The following is a 15,981-nucleotide window of genomic DNA, read 5'->3' as shown; positions in this document are numbered from 1 at the left end:
ACCCCATGAACCTGCAGGTCAGTGGCTCATTTTGCTGTTCGAGCGATGCGTCCGGCGCATACCCCGCAGCTCGCCACGACGCCGTAGCGCTCGTTCGACGTCCCCCACGCGGCACCGATCCGCGGGCGATCCGTTCGGTCCCCCATCGGAAGCCGCTCGCTGCGTGGGGGACGGGCCGTCCCCCACGCCGCACCGAATCCCCCATCAGACGCCGGCTCTCCCCCCACGAGACGCCGATTCCCCCGCGACGCGTCAGCCGCAGCCGCACTCGGTCGCCCCCCGCGCTACGCCGATTCCCCCACCGAACGCAGAGTCCCCTTGGGCACCCGATCCCTCGCGCAACGTCGCGGCTTCGGCGGCCCGGCTCGATGCGCTGTTCGCAGCTCCCGGCGCGGCCTCGGGACCGACTCGCCAGGCCGTCACGTGGTGTCCCGCCCCGCGCAGCCGAAGGCGATGCGCCCCACGCATCACCCGACTGCTGAAACACGTCGATGAACTGCGACGACGAGGGGTATGCGTGGCACGCATCGCTTCCGTGCAGAACTACCCCACCGGCGCGACGGGCTCCGCGGCCGGCGGCTCGATCCGCGCCTGCGCGGCCTCGGCGGGCGAGGAGGCGGCGGACCGTCGGGCCTCGCGGCGAGCCAGCCAGCGACGGGCCGGCTCCTCCACCCAGGCGTAGCTCAGGGCCGCGACGGCGACCGAGAAGACCAGCGTCAGCAGGGTCACCTTCAGGAAGGCGCCGTTGAAGGGCACGATCGCGAACAGCGGGAAGATCGCGGTGAGCACCACGAGGTGCCAGATGAAGATGCCGTACGACCAGCGGCCGAGCGCCAGCATGAACCCCGAGCCGAGCCACCGCGAGGGCTCCGAGGCGGGCGCCAACACGAGCGGCGCCAGCAGCAGGAAGCCCAGCACCCCGCCGAGTCCCATGCGCAGGGCGAACTGCCAGGCCTCGGGGGTGTCGAGCGTGACGGGCCCGCCCAGCGGCGTGCAGATCACGGCGAACACCACGAGCGCCGCCGGCCAGCACACGCGACGGCGCGCCAGGCGCCGCACCGGAGCGAACCAGGCGACCGGAGCGCTCACGATCTCGGCGAGGACGATGCCCGCGACGAACCACGGCACGTACGAGGGCAGCCAGTTGTGGTGGTTCACCCCCGGCGGCAGGGGCAGCGCCGCGCCGACCCACGCCCAGCTCAGCGACACCGCCGCCACGGCGAGCAGCGCCGGCACCCGCCACCGCGCGGCCGAACCGCGCAGCCGCACGAGTGCCAGCGCGGCCAACGGCAGCAGCAGGTAGAAGAGCATCTCCACGGAGAGCGACCACATCTGGGTCAGCCCGTCGGTGAGGGAGTAGGGCACGAAGACCTGGGTCAGCGAGAGGTTGGCGAGCCAGGTGGAGCCCGACGGGGCCGTCGACCGCGGGAGCAGGGCCAGCGCGACCACGGCGACCAGGAGATACGCGGGCATGATCCGCACGAATCGCGACCGGTAGTACCGCCCCGTCGGCGGGCCGTCGGAGGACGTCCAGGCGGCCCGGGCGTGCGCGCGCCACAGCAGGAACCCGGACAGCCCGAAGAACAGGGCGACCGCCATGTCGAACCGGCCCCACACCCGGCCCATCACCGAATGACCCACCTGACCGGTCTGGAAGGCGGTGTGGGTGAGCATCACGGCGATCGCCGCGCACGCGCGCATGCCCTCGAGTGCGGGCACGAAACCGGCCGCACCCGCAGGCTTTGCAGATGCGAATTCGCTGGTCCCGACGGTGCTCATCGTCCACCGAATCTACCCGGGATCCGGGCGCCGCCCGCGCGCGTGGCCCATGCCACCCCGGCACCACCTGTAGGCTCGGGTACTTGTAAGGGAGCGCGACCGCGTGCCCCGACGGCGTGTGCGAACCCCGTACGCGCTCCACGAGAGCTGTGAGGAGACACTTCGATGGCGGTAGGCCGTAGCCGGCTGGCGCGCGTTATCGGTCCGATCCTGATCTTCTTGGGCGCGCTGCTGATCACGGCCGCGATCGCCGGACCGGCGTACGTCGCGGGCAAGCTGACGACGATCCCGCTGGACATCGACACCACGACGGTGGCGAAGTCCGAGAAGGTCGCGGACTCCCAGGCGGATGCCGACTTCCCCGCGAAGTCGCTGGACATGTGCTCGATCAACCGGGACAAGGCCGTCGTCAACGACGTCTCGGTGACGACCCAGACCCGCACGCTGGTGACCACTCCGTCGGACGAGTCGACGATGACGGTGCAGTCCGGCAGCTCGATGGTCGTCCCGTCGATCAAGACCAAGGGCGAGCCGCGGCACCCGCAGCTGACCGGCGCCGTGCAGGACAAGCGTCCCTGCGACGACGGCCTGGTGCAGGCCTGGCTCGACCGTGTCTCCCTCGACCGCGAGACGGGTGAGCCCACCGGCAAGACCTCGGAGGCGACCTACCAGCCCGGCGAGAGCACCCCGGCCGTGAAGATCGCCGACCGCAAGGGCCTGCAGTACCGCTTCCCCGCCGGCACCACGCAGGACGGCAAGTACGAGTTCTTCGACCTCATCACGCGCAGCAACGTGGGCCTGAAGTTCGTCGAGGAGAAGGAGGTCAGCGGCACCAAGACGCTGCACTTCCAGGGCCAGCAGAGCTGGGTGGACCTCTCCACGATCCGCGACAGCAACGACCCGACGCTGGGCACCGTGCTCACCATGCCCGCGAGCTGGTGGGGCATCGGCGGCGTCGATCCCAAGGACGACATCACGCTGAACCGCTGGGCGAAGACCGACGTGGACCTGTGGGTCGACCCGACCTCGGGCGTCATCGTCGACCAGTCGCTGCACTACACGCAGCAGTTCCGCCTCCCCGGCCAGGTCGCCCCGAACACGCCGAAGCAGGTCCGCGACTTCAAGCTCGACGTCTTCGACGCCAAGCAGCGCTGGGTCGATGCGACGGTCCGCTCGCAGGCGGAGGTCGCGAAGTCGGCGCAGAACAAGATCGCTGTCGCCAAGTACGTGGCGCCCGTCGCGGGCGGCGTCCTCGGCCTGATCGCCCTGGGCCTCGGCGTCTTCGCCCTGTTCCTGGGCCGCAACCCGGCCACCGCGGGCGGACCGGGCACGGGCCGGGCGGCCGCCGCCGGTTCCGGCGATGCCGCTCCCACCGCACCGCTCGACGAGGACCCGATCACCACGCCCGACGTGGGCGGCGATCCGGCGACGGAGGCGTTCAGCGCCCAGCCCCGGCCGGACGAGTCGCAGACCGAGGCGATCGACTTCCGGAAGCGCGACGAGCGCTGACGGTCACGACCGCACCGATCACCATCACCGCCGCGAGCGCACACAGCGCCGCGGCGGTGATCATTTCGGCGGGGGTGCGCGGCAAGGTGAGCAGGATCGCCGCCTCGGCCGCGACCACCGCCCACGCGAACAGCGCCATGCGGGTGCGTTCGATCGCGATGGCGTAGAGCAGCAGGCCCTGCAGCAGCGCCAGGAGCGCACCCTGCGCCGCGAACAGCCACAGCAGCCCCTGCACGGGCCGGTAGTCCTCGCCGGCGAGCAGCGTCGCGAGCGGGGCGCACACCGCCGCCCCGGCGACGCACGCCAGGCCCAGGGCCGTCAGCAGCCCCACGACGGTGCGCAGCGCGCCACGGGCCCGGCCCGGGGTCGCGAGCTGCGGGTAGAAGACGACGCCGACGGCCTGCGGCAGCCAGAACGCGACCTTCGACGCCACGGCGCCGAGGGCGTAGGTGCCGGCCGCGGCCGCGCCGAGGACGGGCCGCGAGAGCAGCAGGTCGAGCGAGGCGAAGACGACGAGCACCAGCTGCACGGAGCTGGCGCCGAGCACCGCGCGCACCCCCGCGTCGGGCCCGGCCTCGTGCCCCGCCGGGGCCCCGGCCAGCGCCCGGCCGACCGCGGCGGCGACGAGCGCGCCCACCGTCGTACCGAGGAGCGCCGGCCCCGGGCCCAGCAGCAGTCCGGGCACGGTGAAGATCAGCTTGCCCAGGCCGGCCAAACCGAGCAGCGCCGCGAGCCGGCCGAAGCGCCGCTCGCCCTGCAGCAGGCCCTGCTCGACGGCCAGCAGCACGAGCGCGGGCGCGGCGGCCAGCGCGGCTGCGGCCGTGATCGCCCGGGTGTGCAGGCCGGCGGCGGCCAGCGGCACCGCGATCGCGGCGAGCACGCCCGCGCCCAGCGCGATCCGGTAGCCCAGCGCCCGCATCTGGGCGGCCCCGGCGCCGCGGACCACCTGGCGCGCGACGACGGTCTGCAGCGCGAGCGCGGGCACGGCGAGGATCAGCGTCAGCTGCAGGAGGGAGGCGAACTCGCCGTATCCGGCGGGCCCGAGCCAGCGGCTCGCGGGCAGGTGCACCAGGTACGAACAGAGGTTGGCCAGCATCGAGCCGATCGTGACCCACGCCAAACCTCGCACCCGGCCATTGTGTCAGTAGGCTCGGGTCGATGAGATCGCGCGACCTGGCCCTCGCCGCCTGGTCCGCCGTGCTCGCCGCCGTGATCCTGGGCCCGCTGGCCGTCGGCGGCCGCTACCTCCTGCTGCGCGACGCGGTCTCCACGCCCCGCTCGTACCTCACCGACACCGCACTCGGCCTCGGCGACAACGCCGCCCGCGCGACGCCGCAGGACTGGCTCCTGGCCGTCGGCTCGCAGGTGGTCGACGGTGGCCTCCTGGTGACGGCGCTGCTGTTCGTCGCGCTGGTCGCGGCCGGCTGGGGCTTCGGGCGCTGCGCGCTCGCGATCCTGGCGGCCGTCGGGCGCGAGGCGGGCCTCGGGGCGGGCCTGGCCGCGGCGACGGTGGGCCTGTGGAATCCGTTCGTCGCCGAGCGGCTGCTGCAGGGACATTGGAGCCTGCTGGCCGGGTACGCGGCGATCGGCTGGGCGGTCGTCGTGGGATTGCGGCTGGAGGGCCGGGCACAGCTCGGCGGCTTCGCGGCGTGCCTCGCGGCGGGCGGCCTGACGCCGACGGGTGCGGTGCTCGCGCTGATCGCGGGCGTGGTCGCGGCGCCCCGGCGGTGGGCCTGGCAGCTCGGACTGTTCGTGTGCGCGGCCGCGCCGTGGCTGTATCCCTCGCTGGTCTCGGGCAGCGGGGTGCGCGCCGACCCGGCGAGCGTCGCGGTCTTCGCCGCCCGCGCCGAGCCGGGGCTCGGCACGCTCGGGTCCCTGCTGGGGCTCGGGGGCATCTGGAACCGGCAGGCCGTGCCCGACGGTGCCCCCTGGCTCTGGACCGCGCTCGCCCTCGCGCTGGTGGTCGGCGGGCTGCTCGTGCTCCGCGCGCGGGTGTTCTCCCCGCCCCTGGGCCGGTTCGCGCTGCTCGCGCTGTGCGCGGTGGTGCTGCCCGCGCTGGCGGCGACGGGCCCGGGGACGGCGCTGCTCGAGGCCGTGGTGCAGGCGATCCCCGGTAGCGGGCTGCTGCGCGACGGGCAGAAGTGGGTGGCGCTGCCCCTTCCGCTGTACGCGACCTGCACCGCGGCACTGGTCGCCGCGGTGCCCGCAGCCGCGCGGGCCGCGGGCGCCGTGGTGGCGGTGGCGGTGCCGATCGCGGTGTTGCCGGGCCTGGCGTGGGGCGTGGGCGGGGCGCTCGCCCCGGTGACCTACCTGGAGTCGTGGCGGACCGTCGCCGAGGCGGTGCCCGCGGACCGCGGATCGGTCGCGGTGCTGCCGCCGGGCATGTTCCGGACGTACGCGTACGGGCCCGGCGCGCCGGTCCTCGACCCCGCGCCGCGGATGCTGCGGGCGCCCGTCCTGCAGACGGGTGAACTCCGGGTCGGCGGGCGCTCCGTCGACCGCGTGCCTGGCGCGGCGTCCGACGCGGAGGACGCGCTGGCCGCCGGCGGCGACGCCCTGGCGGGCCGCCTGGCGGAGCTGGGCGTCGGCTGGGTTCTCGTGGAGGCCGTGCTCGTGGACGGCGAGACGGTGTTCCCGGCGGTGCCGCTCCCCGGTCTCACGCTCGCCATCGACACCCCCGACCTGCGGCTCTACCGGGTGCCCGGCGAGATCGCGACCGTCTCCGCGTCAGCGGCGGAGCGGGCCGGGGCGTGGACCGCGCACCTGCTGTGGGCGACGGTGCTGCTGGGCGGGGCGACGGTGGCCGCGACGGGCCGCGCGCGGCGGATCTCGGGGGCCGACGGTGCCGGCGCGCCGACCCCCTCGCAGTGACCCGAATTCCCGTACGGCGTGTAGGAAATCTGCTGTTCATTTGCATTCCGCATGGCACGACACCCCCCATTACTTCGTTCTGTAATTAGCGATGCACATGATGCGTCATGCACGACGAAATGTGAACCCCCGACAATTGTCGGGTTTCTCACTGTTCGTACGTCTTTTGCCGCGCTATGGACTTAGTCATCATGTTCTTCATGATCTCGGGTTTCTCAGAGCAGTGGCAGTGCCCGGCGGGAGAGTGGACCGTCTGGGCTCCGGACGCGACCACCAAGGAGGCGATGCGCACCGCCCCTGACCTGGACGTCTGCACGTCCTACGTGCAGGCCGACCACCTGCGCAGCGGCATCGACGGCGAGGCCTGCACCCGGCGTCTCGTCTTCACCACATTCACGATCCACGATGTTTTCGATGAAAGAACCGTCGAATCGGTCTTCACCGAATTCGTGCGCGGGCACGGCGTCTTCCACACCGCATTTCCGGTGTCGACGGATCCGAATCCGCGCGGACGCACGCTTTCTCCGGAGCAGATCGCTCTCGCCGTCGAGGCCTCGTCGGAAACGCATCCCGGCGCGACAGTCAAGGACTACCTCATGTCGTCGGTGCCGGAGCTGCACGAGTGGGCGGCCTTCGCCTTCGCCGTGACCGGCGTCGAGCACGCGCGCCCCGGCACAGCCGACCCGCACTTCCAGGTGGTGGTCTGCTCGGACCACCTGTACACCGACGGGGTCTCGCAGGCCGTGAGCTTCTTCGAGCTCGTCTCGCGGTACACCGCGGCCCGCAGCGGCACCCCGTACGTGCCGGTGCCGGTGCGCCCGCACCGCGAGTTCACCCGCGAGCAGCGCACGCTGGCCGCCACCCTCACGCCCACGCATCCCGACGTGGTGCAGTGGCGCGAGACGCTCAGGCGCGCGGGCGGCATGCCGCGCTTCCCCCTGCCGCTGGGGCTCGCCGACGGCGAGGCGGCACCGGGCCGTATCGCCGTGCACGCCTCGTTCATCGACGCCGACCGCACCGCCCGCTTCAGCGCGGCGGCGAAGCGGGCCGGCGCGAACATGAGCAGCGCACTCCTCGCGGTGCTCGGGCAGGTCCACAACAACCTCACGGGCGACGAGCTGTTCACCATGCTCATCCCGCGCGCCGACCGGTCCGCGACGGGCGACGCGATGGCCGTCGGCTGGTACGTCACGCTGGTGCCGGTGCAGTTCTCGGCCTCGGGGACGTTCGACGAGGTCGCACGCAACGCGCACGAGGCGGTCGCGACGGCGAAGCAGCTGGACCGCACCCCGGTCTACCCGGTCATCGACCTGCTGGCCGACGATCCGGGCTTCCCCGTGCAGCACGGCTTCACCGCGCCGATGCTCTCCTACATCGACGTCACGCGGGTTCCGGGCGCGGAACTGGCTCGGCAGCACGACTTCTCAGTGTTCGCCAACGCTACGCCCTCGCGCGAGGTGTTCACCTGGATCAACCGCGACGAGTCGGGCCTGGACTTCAACGCGATGCATCCGGACACGACGCAGGCGACCCGCTCGGTGGACACGGTGTTCCGCCTCCTCCGCGACCGCATCGTCGAGGTGGCCGACCACTCCCCCGCCCTCATCTCGGCGTAGCGGTCTCCGCCCGCGCGGGCGCGACGGTGCGGGCGGGGCGGAGATCGGCGGGGAAGCCGCCGACGCGGGCGTGCAGCTCGGCCTGCAGGGTGCCCCGAGCGCGGCTGTCGAGAGCGGGCGCGTAGGCGGCGGGCGCGACGCCGAAGGCGATCCACGGGCCGGCGGGATCGACGGCCACCGACGTCACCACGAGCCGGGCGCGGCGGTCGGCACCGTCGGGCAGCGGACCGAAGGGGACGGGCACGAGGACGGGCGCACCGAGATCGCCCGGCTGGCGGTCGCGCGGGTAGCCGAGCAGCCGCTCGGCCTGTGGCACCGTGCGGCCGACGAGTTCCTCGGTGCGGATTCGGCCGCCCGACCCCTCCCGGAGCGCGAGCGGCACCAGGGCGGCCAGTACGAGGGCCGCCACCAGGCCGAAGACGCCCCAGAAGACGTCGCCCGCGGCGAAGGCGATCTCCGCGGACAGCGCCGCGAAGGCGCAGGCCACGATGTGCACGGCGAGCTGCATCAGCAGGGAGCCGGCCGTCGTGACGAGGCCCGCGATCAGGATCGCCGTGACCAGCGCGGCGGTGCCCCACCGCCGGTCCAGCAGCGCGCCGAGCAGTGCGGCGCCGAAGACGAGCAGGTAGGCGATCCACCACCTGCTCGCCCGCGGCCCCATCTGCACCCTGGTCATGCAAAGAAGATACAACCCGGGTTCGGATTCGGGCGGGGGATCAGTGCCCCCGGCGGATCCACTCCTCGAGGTGAGGCGATTCGGTGCCCAGCGTCGTCCCGTCGCCGTGGCCGGTGTTCACCACGGTCTCCGGCGGCAGCGCGAACAGCCGGTCGCGGATCGACTCGATGATCACGGAGAAGTCGCTGTACGAGCGGCCGGTGGCGCCGGGCCCGCCGGCGAAGAGTGTGTCGCCGCTGAACAGCTGCCCCGCCTCCGGGAGGTACAGGCACACCGATCCCGGCGAGTGACCGGGCGCGTGGATCACGCGGATCTCGGTGCCGCCGACCGCGATCCGGCTGTCGTCTGCGAGGTCCTCGTGTCCGACACCCGGGTGGGTCATGTCCCAGAGCACGTCGTCTCCCGGGTGCAGCAGGATCGGGGCGTCGAGCCGTTCGGACAGCTCCGGCGCGACGGTCACGTGGTCGTTGTGCCCATGGGTGCAGACGATTCCGCGCACCGTGCGCCCACCGACGGCGTCGACGATCGGATCGGCGGAGTGCGCGGCGTCGATCACCACGACCTCGCTGTCGTCGCCGACGAGCCAGACGTTGTTGTCGACGTCCCAGGTGCCGCCGTCGAGGCTGAATACACCTGAGGTGACAACGCGTTCCACGCGCAGCGTCACAGGACCACCACCGAGCGCAGCACCTCTCCGCGGTGCATGGTCGCGAAGGCCTGCTCCACCTCGTCGAGGCCGATCCGCTCGGTGACGAACTTCTCCAGCGGCAGGCGGCCCTGCCGGTAGAGGTCGACGAGCTGCGGGAAGTCCCGCTCGGGCAGGCAGTCGCCGTACCAGGACGACTTGAGAGCGCCACCGCGCGAGAAGAAGTCGATGAGCGGCATGTCGAGGGTCAGGTCCGGGGTGGGCACACCCACCAGGACGACGGTGCCCGCCAGGTCGCGGGCGTAGAAGGCCTGCTTCCACGTCTCGGGGCGGCCGACGGCGTCGATCACGACGTCGGCGCCGAAGCCGTCGGTGAGCTCCTGGATCGCCTCCACCGCATCGGTTTCCGCGGCGTCGACGGTGTGCGTGGCGCCCAGCTCGCGGGCCCACTCCAGCTTCTTCGGGTCCCGGTCGACGGCGATGATGGTGCGCGCACCCACGAGGCGCGAGCCCGCGATGGCCGCGTCTCCCACACCGCCGCAACCGATCACGGCCACGGTGTCGCCGCGGGAGACGCCGCCGGTGTTCACGGCGGCACCCAGGCCGGCCATCACGCCGCAGCCGAGGAGCCCCACGACGGCGGGGTCGGCCTCGGGATCGACCTTGGTGCACTGGCCCTGGTGCACGAGGGTCTTCTCCGCGAAGGCGCCGATGCCGAGGGCGGGCGAGAGCTCGGTGCCGTCCTCGAGGGTCATCTTCTGCGTGGCGTTGAACGTGTCGAAGCAGTACTGCGGCTTGCCGCGCTTGCAGGCGCGGCACTGCCCGCACACGGCCCGCCAGTTGAGCACCACGAAGTCGCCGGGCGCGACGTGATCGACTCCCTCGCCCACGGTTTCGACGACGCCGGCGGCCTCGTGTCCCAGCAGGAACGGGAACTCGTCGTTGATGCCGCCCTCGCGGTAGTGCAGGTCGGTGTGGCAGACGCCGCACGCCTGCACCGCGACCACCACCTCACCGGGCCCCGGGTCGGGGATCACGATCGGGAGGACTTCGACGGGCTCCCCCTTCGCGCGGGCGACGATTCCTCTGACGGTCTGCGGCACGGTTCTCCTCCTGGTCCGGATACGGCTATTGCCATCCTCGCATTGATCGCGGCGACGAGAACTCGGACAGCTCGCGCAGGTGCGATCCGGCGGGGGCGTCCCGGTGCCGCAAGTAGTGGACGAACAGCTCCTCCGCGTCCGCCGTGGCGTGCACCTCCGCGGGCCGGACCCGGTGCTCGAACTCGCCCTGGACGACGGTCTCCGTCTCCGTCTCGGCGGCCGCCGCCAGGCGGCCGATCACGTACTGGCGGAGGGCACCGTCGGGCTCGCGGCGCTTGATCTCGACCACGAGGCGGTCGTCCGTTCCCGCGGCCTGGAGGAACTCCAGCGACGTGGGCTCCTCCGTCACCGCGGCGTCCGGCGCCAGCGGGAACACCGAGTAGAAGGTGTGCGGCAGGATCGCGTCCTCGGCGCCGATGCGCCGCACCGACCAGCGGACGCGCTCCTCGAGGTCATCGGGGATCCACGTGGTCCACTGGGCACGGCGGTCGTCGCGCTCCGCGAAGTCGGGGCGCCGCCAGGACGCTCCCACGGCGCGCGCGGGCTCGGGCTCCGCGACGGGCGGGCCTGCGGCACCGTCGTCGAAGAAGGCGACCAGGTCCGGCCCGATCCCGTACCGGGGCAGGGCGTCGATCTGCCGCCGCACGGCGAGCGAGCTGTACCTGCCGTTACGCAGGAGCGGCCCCTCGGGCTCGGTCTGCGGCTTGCGGCGCGTGCGCCGGAGCTCGCGCGGGACGCCCTCGCAGACGTAGACGGCGGCGGTCGCGCACGCCCGCGCCAGCGGGTTCACCCGGCCGTACAGGTACCCGGCCACCTGGAACACCCGCTCGAGTTCCTCGTCGGAGCACCGCAGCACCCACGCGGCGGCCTCGTCCTCGCCGTAGCGGCGCAGGTCGGCGGCCGTCATCTCAGCGGTCGTCATCACGCCGCTCAATGCACGTGGGTCCTCCAGTCGGCGGGCACGCGGCCCGCGGGGCCGGGCACGGCCTGGTCGACGGGGCGGTTCTGCGGGTCGGCGAGGCGCGGACCGTCGTAGTAGTCCTCGGAAACGTAGTCCCAGAACCAGTCCTCCCCCGGCTCGAAGCTCTGCACGATGGGGTGTCCGCTCGCGCGGGCGTGGGCGCTGGCGTGCTGCGACGGCGACGAGTCGCAGCAGCCGATGTGGCCGCATTTCGCGCAGCGGCGCAGGTGAACCCACCAGCCACCCGCGGCGTCGCACTCCACGCAGCCGGCGCCGCTGGGCGGCACGGCGGGATCGATCGGATCGGTCGGTGCGCTCATGCTTGAATCCCTTCTCCCGGGTCGCCGGGGTCGGCGATCTCGTCCCGCTGCGGGCCGGCGATGGGCAGTTCCACGGTGAACACCGTGTTCCCCGGAACCGAGCGCACCGACAGGTCACCCTGGTGCTTGTTCACCACGATGCGCCACGAGATGTCCAGTCCCAGACCGGTTCCCTGGCCGACGTCCTTGGTCGTGAAGAAGGGCTCGAAGATGCGGGGCACCACGTCGGCGGGGATGCCGCTGCCGGTGTCGGCCACCTCGACCACCACCGAATCGTCCTTGCGGTGCGCCCGCAGCGTGAGGGTGCCGCTGCCGTCCATCGCCTGCACGGCGTTGTCGATCAGGTTGGTCCACACCTGGTTCAGCTCGGCGCCGTAGCCCTGGATGTCCGGCAGGTCGGGGTCGTAGTCCCGGACCACCGTAACGTCGCCCTGCCCCAGTTTGCGGCTGAGCATGACGACGGTGCTGTCGAGCAGCTCGCGGACGTCGAGCACCTGGAAGGGCGCGCGGTCCATCTGCGAGTACTGCTTGGCCGCCTGCAGCAGGGTGGAGATCCGGTTGGTGGAGTCGGTGATCTCGTTCATGAGCAGCTCGGTTTCGACCGTGTAGTACAGCCAGCGCAGCGCGCCCGACAGCGTCTGGACGTCGTCGAGCGAGCCCGCGACGCGGTCGAGGAAGTCCGTCTGCAGGCCCGCGGCCACGAAGACGGGGGCGAGCACGTGCCCGTCGCCGATGTCGTGGTCGTCGAGCCAGTCCATGAGCTCGTCCTCGCGGTCGGAGGCCTCCAGCGGGCCGAGATCGGGGGCGACCGCGACCGCCTCGACGGCCTCCTCCTGGAACTTCACGAGGTCCACCAGGCGCGTCCGGTCGAGCTTCCCGCTGGCGATGCCGGCCAGCTTGTGCCGCATGCCGCCGACGCGGGTGCGCAGCTCCGCCGCCGCGCGGGTGGCGGCGCCGGCGGGGTTGTTCAGTTCGTGGGTGAGGCCGGCGGACAGCGACCCCAGCGCCAGCAGGCGCTCCCGCTGCTCGATCATCTGGCGGCTGCGCTGGCCGCCGTAGAAGACGCCCTCCAGCAGATGCACCGCCATCGGGAACCAGTCGTGCATCGCCTCGTTGAAGTCGGCGGCGGGCAGCATGAAGAACTGCGCCTCCGTCACCGCACGCATGGACGAGTTGTACTGCGTCTGCGCCGGGCCGCCCTTGCCGAGGAACGCCGACCACGCGCCGGAGTAGGCGCCGCGCTGGTCGGAGCGGGTGGTCTCGACCTCCGCGTCGCCCACCTTCTGCGACAGCGCGATCGTCCCCTTGAGCAGGACGTACAGCCAGTCCGCGGGGTCGCCGGTCGAGTAGACGGGGCCGGCCGGGAAGGTCTCCACGTGGCCGCGTTCGCACAGCCATTCCAGTTGCTCGTCGCTGAGCTTCTCGAACAGGAACAGGGTGCGCAGTTCGTCGACGAAGCACGGGTCATGAGTGCTCACGAGTCGACTCCTTCCAGATAGCGGTGGACGAACATCACGGCCATCGCGCCCTCGCCCACCGCGGAGGCGACGCGCTTCGCCGATTCGGATCGGACGTCGCCGGCCACGAAGATGCCGGGCACGTTCGACTCCAGGTGGAACGGCGGACGGTCCAGTTCCCATCCCGGCGGGGCGGCACCGTCGGGCGTGAGGTCCGGGCCGGTCAGCAGGAAGCCCCGCCCGTCGCGCTCGACGACGCCGTCGAGCCAGTCCGTGCGCGGCTCCGCACCGATGAAGACGAACAGGAAGTCGGCCGGGACCTGCTCCGTCTCGCCCGACTGGGTGTCGCGCAGCGTGAGCTGCGTCAGGTGGTCGTCGCCGTGCGCCTCGATCACCTGGGTGTGCGGCTTGACGTGCACGTTCTCGATCGCGTTCAGCTGCTGGATGAGGTAGTAGGACATCGACGCCTCCAGCGACGGGCCGCGCACCAGCAGGGTGACCGAGCGGGCGCCCTTCGACAGGTAGGCGCCGGCCTGGCCCGCGGAGTTCGCCCCGCCCACGATGTAGACGTTCTGCCCCGCGCAGGCCGGCGCCTCGGTCATCGCCGAGCCGTAGAAGATGCCCGCGCCGGTGAGCCGTTCCAAGCCCGGGGCGTCGAGCTGCCGGTAGGCGACGCCCGTCGCGAGGATGACGGTGTGCGCGCCCACGACGGTGCCGTCGGAGAAGCGCACGCGCCGCCCGGCGCCCGTCACTTCGAGGGCGACGACGTCGGCGGCCGTGATCATCTCGGCGCCGAACTTGGTGGCCTGCCGCCGCGCCCTGTCGGTGAGCTGCGTACCCGAGACCCCGTCGGGGAAGCCGAGGTAGTTCTCGATGCGTGAGCTCTGCCCCGCCTGGCCGCCGGTCGCGGACCGCTCGACGAGCACCGTCCGCAGCCCCTCGGACGCGCCGTACACCGCGGCGCCGAGGCCGGCCGGTCCGGCGCCGACGACCACCAGGTCGTAGAACTCCTCCGACGGGGTGGTGTTCAGGCCCACGTGCGCCGCGAGCTCGCTGTCCGACGGTGCGCTCAGCGCGGTTCCGTCGGCCGCGGCGACGAGCGGGAGCTGCTGCCCGTCGCTGCCCGCCGCGGCGAGGAGCCGCTGCCCCTCGGGCGACTCGGCGGTGTACCAGCGGTACGGGATCTGGTTGCGGGCCAGGAACTCCCGCACCTCGGACGAACGGGCGGACCAGCGGTGGCCGACGACCTTCGTCTCCGGCACGGGCCGGTGGTCGCTGCACAGCCAGGCCTCCAGCTGCGCGTCGATGACGGGGTAGAGCTTCTCCTCCGGCGGGTCCCAGGGCTTGAGCAGGTAGTGGTCCAGGTCGACCACGTTGATCGCCTCGATCGCCGCGCCCGTGTCCGCGTAGGCGGTGAGCAGGAGCCGGCGCGCGCCCGGGTAGACGTCCATCGCCGCCTCGAGGAACTCGAGCCCCGTCATGCCCGGCATGCGGTAGTCGGCCAGGATCACGGCCACCAGGTCGCCGCGGAGCTTGAGCTCCTTGAGCGCCTCGAGGGCCTGCTCGCCGCTCTCCGCGCGGACGATCCGGTACTCATCGCCGTACTTGCGCCGCAGGTCGCGGGCGACCGCGCGGGACACGCTCGGATCGTCGTCGACGGTCAGGATCGCGGGGCGCCGTTTCTCGGATTCAGCCACCGTTTCAGATTACGGCGGTCGCGGCCTCCGCGTCGGCGAGTGCAGCTGTGAGCGAACGCAGCGGGTCCGGGCCGTAGGAGACCCGCTCGAGCGTGCCCGCCGGCGTCCCGATCGACCAGCGGGTGGCCCAGCGGTCGTGCAGGCCCTCCGGTTGCCCGATGCGGACCTCGCGGTCGCCGCGGGCGGTGCGCACCGTCATCGCCGCGATCGGTGCCACGATCTCGCCCTTGTGTCGCCGCCTGTCGCGGAGGTTGAGGACGGCCAGCGCGATCATCGCCGCGAAGAGGAGGATGACCGCCGCGATGCGCCAGGGCGCCCAGCCGCCGTAGTCCATCCACATGAGTGCTATCGCCGGGATCAGGAGCGCGACGCCCCCGAGCAGGTAGCGGGCGTCGCTCGCGCTCGTCGCGGGTTCCATCCCGATCGCGGTCCGCCACAGTTGGCCCGCTACCGTCGCGAGGGTCAGGCCGATCGCGAGTAACAAGCCGTGCGCGATCCGCTGACTCGGCGGGCCGTCGAACGGCCAATCGAGGAGCGTGAACGCCGCGAACAGCACGAGCCACAGCAGGAACACCACCCCGGCGAACGCCTTGAGCGCCGCGACCGGCACGGTCCGGGTCTCGACGTCAGCGCGCTTCATCGCCGGGACTTCATGAGTCCCACCGCACCCGATGCCGCGATGATCAGGTAGCCGGCGATCATGACAATGGCAAGAACGGTCCGGAGGCTCGGCCATTGCGACCAGTCCACGAGAAGCATCGTCGCAACGCCGAGCAGCCCGCCGACCAGCATCATGATCCATGCGATTCGCGGCGCTACCTCACGTTGCCTCATCATGTGTTCACGGTAACGGATACCGGTCGGTGCCTCGACGAGCTTCGGTGCGAGTCGTCGAGGACACGCCCGATGGTCCGCCGCAGATTCCCACCGAAACTCAGCCCGCGCGGGTCGCAGGGCACGCCCGCCGCGGCCGACGACGTGTGCGGGATTGTGGTCGCTCAGCGGGCACGATCTCGCAAAGGCGCCCTGCCGAACCGACCGTCTCCCCGTGCCGCCGCCTCCGTCGGGCACCGTGCGGTGGATAGTGCCCGCTCAGCGGCAAGAATCCACCGCACCGCGTCCCGCCGGGCTCGCCGTCGCGGCGGAGTCCGCGCCTTGACCCGCTGGGCGTTGGCCCTCACTCGGTGTCGTCCCCCGCGCGACGCCGATCCGCCCGCCCCACGGTCGAACCCCCACCAGACGCCGTGCTTGCGGCGAGGGACCGACTGACCCACGCGCGACATTCGCTCCCCCACCGGACGCCGCGACCTGCGCAGACACGGTGATGCATCGCATGCATCACCTTC

The 15,981-nt window shown here is 72.3% G+C and carries 14 protein-coding genes; 3 read left to right on the top strand and 11 right to left on the bottom strand.

The window, feature by feature from the left end; all coding sequences use genetic code 11:
• Nucleotides 1–543: 543 nt before the first annotated feature.
• Complete coding sequence (locus ACLQ3K_RS05395; protein ID WP_224647714.1) at nucleotides 544–1,779, bottom strand: acyltransferase family protein; 1,236 nt, start codon at nucleotides 1,777–1,779, stop codon at nucleotides 544–546.
• Between the two features lie 165 nt (nucleotides 1,780–1,944).
• Here ACLQ3K_RS05395 and ACLQ3K_RS05390 point away from each other — a divergent pair, with 165 nt between their 5' ends.
• Nucleotides 1,945–3,288, top strand: coding sequence for a DUF3068 domain-containing protein (locus ACLQ3K_RS05390; RefSeq protein WP_224647715.1), 1,344 nt, complete (start codon nucleotides 1,945–1,947; stop codon nucleotides 3,286–3,288).
• Here ACLQ3K_RS05390 and ACLQ3K_RS05385 read toward each other — a convergent pair.
• On the bottom strand, nucleotides 3,218–4,417 hold the full coding sequence (locus ACLQ3K_RS05385; RefSeq protein WP_224647716.1) for a polysaccharide biosynthesis protein: 1,200 nt from the start codon (nucleotides 4,415–4,417) through the stop codon (nucleotides 3,218–3,220). The two genes, ACLQ3K_RS05390 and ACLQ3K_RS05385, sit on opposite strands and share 71 nt — an antisense overlap.
• A gap of 29 nt (nucleotides 4,418–4,446) precedes the next feature.
• Here ACLQ3K_RS05385 and ACLQ3K_RS05380 point away from each other — a divergent pair, with 29 nt between their 5' ends.
• Nucleotides 4,447–6,159, top strand: a complete 1,713-nt coding sequence (locus ACLQ3K_RS05380) for a hypothetical protein (protein WP_425997631.1) — start codon at nucleotides 4,447–4,449, stop codon at nucleotides 6,157–6,159.
• 200 nt (nucleotides 6,160–6,359) lie between these two features.
• Entirely contained in the window at nucleotides 6,360–7,775 is a 1,416-nt protein-coding gene (locus ACLQ3K_RS05375; protein ID WP_224647718.1) for a condensation domain-containing protein, read from the top strand.
• Here the strand turns inward: ACLQ3K_RS05375 and ACLQ3K_RS05370 are convergent.
• Genes ACLQ3K_RS05370 through ACLQ3K_RS05330 form a run of 9 tightly spaced genes read right to left on the bottom strand, consistent with a single transcriptional unit; the run spans nucleotide 7,762 to nucleotide 15,472 of the window.
• Entirely contained in the window at nucleotides 7,762–8,451 is a 690-nt protein-coding gene (locus ACLQ3K_RS05370; protein ID WP_425997628.1) for a hypothetical protein, read from the bottom strand. The two genes, ACLQ3K_RS05375 and ACLQ3K_RS05370, sit on opposite strands and share 14 nt — an antisense overlap.
• A 40-nt stretch (nucleotides 8,452–8,491) precedes the next feature.
• On the bottom strand, nucleotides 8,492–9,118 hold the full coding sequence (locus ACLQ3K_RS05365; RefSeq protein WP_425997626.1) for an MBL fold metallo-hydrolase: 627 nt from the start codon (nucleotides 9,116–9,118) through the stop codon (nucleotides 8,492–8,494).
• Nucleotides 9,115–10,200, bottom strand: a complete 1,086-nt coding sequence (locus tag ACLQ3K_RS05360) for an S-(hydroxymethyl)mycothiol dehydrogenase (RefSeq protein ID WP_425997623.1) — start codon at nucleotides 10,198–10,200, stop codon at nucleotides 9,115–9,117. Before ACLQ3K_RS05360 ends, ACLQ3K_RS05365 begins: the two co-directional genes overlap by 4 nt.
• A 25-nt stretch (nucleotides 10,201–10,225) precedes the next feature.
• The gene (locus tag ACLQ3K_RS05355; RefSeq protein ID WP_425997621.1) at nucleotides 10,226–11,122 is read right to left on the bottom strand and encodes a hypothetical protein; all 897 of its coding nucleotides are present in this window, start codon (nucleotides 11,120–11,122) and stop codon (nucleotides 10,226–10,228) included.
• An 8-nt stretch (nucleotides 11,123–11,130) separates the two neighbouring features.
• Nucleotides 11,131–11,481, bottom strand: coding sequence for a UBP-type zinc finger domain-containing protein (locus tag ACLQ3K_RS05350; RefSeq protein ID WP_425997619.1), 351 nt, complete (start codon nucleotides 11,479–11,481; stop codon nucleotides 11,131–11,133).
• Complete coding sequence (locus ACLQ3K_RS05345; RefSeq protein WP_425997617.1) at nucleotides 11,478–12,959, bottom strand: ATP-binding protein; 1,482 nt, start codon at nucleotides 12,957–12,959, stop codon at nucleotides 11,478–11,480. The genes ACLQ3K_RS05350 and ACLQ3K_RS05345 overlap by 4 nt, the downstream gene beginning before the upstream one ends.
• Nucleotides 12,956–14,635: an FAD-dependent oxidoreductase gene (locus ACLQ3K_RS05340; protein ID WP_425997615.1), complete on the bottom strand. Its 1,680-nt coding sequence runs from the start codon at nucleotides 14,633–14,635 to the stop codon at nucleotides 12,956–12,958. The genes ACLQ3K_RS05345 and ACLQ3K_RS05340 overlap by 4 nt, the downstream gene beginning before the upstream one ends.
• Before the next feature lie 4 nt (nucleotides 14,636–14,639).
• Nucleotides 14,640–15,275: a DUF6968 family protein gene (locus ACLQ3K_RS05335; protein ID WP_425997613.1), complete on the bottom strand. Its 636-nt coding sequence runs from the start codon at nucleotides 15,273–15,275 to the stop codon at nucleotides 14,640–14,642.
• A complete protein-coding gene (locus tag ACLQ3K_RS05330; protein ID WP_425997612.1) occupies nucleotides 15,272–15,472 on the bottom strand; it encodes a hypothetical protein in 201 nt (66 codons plus the stop codon). Before ACLQ3K_RS05330 ends, ACLQ3K_RS05335 begins: the two co-directional genes overlap by 4 nt.
• Nucleotides 15,473–15,981 lie beyond the last annotated feature (509 nt).

The organism is Tsukamurella sp. DT100 (genome assembly GCF_049844855.1).
Taxonomy (GTDB): domain Bacteria; phylum Actinomycetota; class Actinomycetes; order Mycobacteriales; family Mycobacteriaceae; genus Tsukamurella.
The sequence above is the reverse complement of the archived record's forward strand: the minus strand, read 5'-3'. Positions and strand labels throughout refer to the sequence as shown.

Excerpts from the sequence above, each read along its gene's own strand:
- ACLQ3K_RS05395 (WP_224647714.1), bottom strand. The coding sequence starts at position 1,779 with ATGAGCACCGTCGGGACCAGCGAATTCGCATCTGCAAAGCCTGCGGGT.
- ACLQ3K_RS05350 (WP_425997619.1), bottom strand. The coding sequence starts at position 11,481 with ATGAGCGCACCGACCGATCCGATCGATCCCGCCGTGCCGCCCAGCGGC.
- ACLQ3K_RS05380 (WP_425997631.1), top strand. The coding sequence starts at position 4,447 with ATGAGATCGCGCGACCTGGCCCTCGCCGCCTGGTCCGCCGTGCTCGCC.
- ACLQ3K_RS05370 (WP_425997628.1), bottom strand. The coding sequence starts at position 8,451 with ATGACCAGGGTGCAGATGGGGCCGCGGGCGAGCAGGTGGTGGATCGCC.
- ACLQ3K_RS05330 (WP_425997612.1), bottom strand. The coding sequence starts at position 15,472 with ATGATGAGGCAACGTGAGGTAGCGCCGCGAATCGCATGGATCATGATG.
- ACLQ3K_RS05355 (WP_425997621.1), bottom strand. The coding sequence starts at position 11,122 with ATGACGACCGCTGAGATGACGGCCGCCGACCTGCGCCGCTACGGCGAG.
- ACLQ3K_RS05390 (WP_224647715.1), top strand. The coding sequence starts at position 1,945 with ATGGCGGTAGGCCGTAGCCGGCTGGCGCGCGTTATCGGTCCGATCCTG.
- ACLQ3K_RS05335 (WP_425997613.1), bottom strand. The coding sequence starts at position 15,275 with ATGAAGCGCGCTGACGTCGAGACCCGGACCGTGCCGGTCGCGGCGCTC.
- ACLQ3K_RS05375 (WP_224647718.1), top strand. The coding sequence starts at position 6,360 with ATGATCTCGGGTTTCTCAGAGCAGTGGCAGTGCCCGGCGGGAGAGTGG.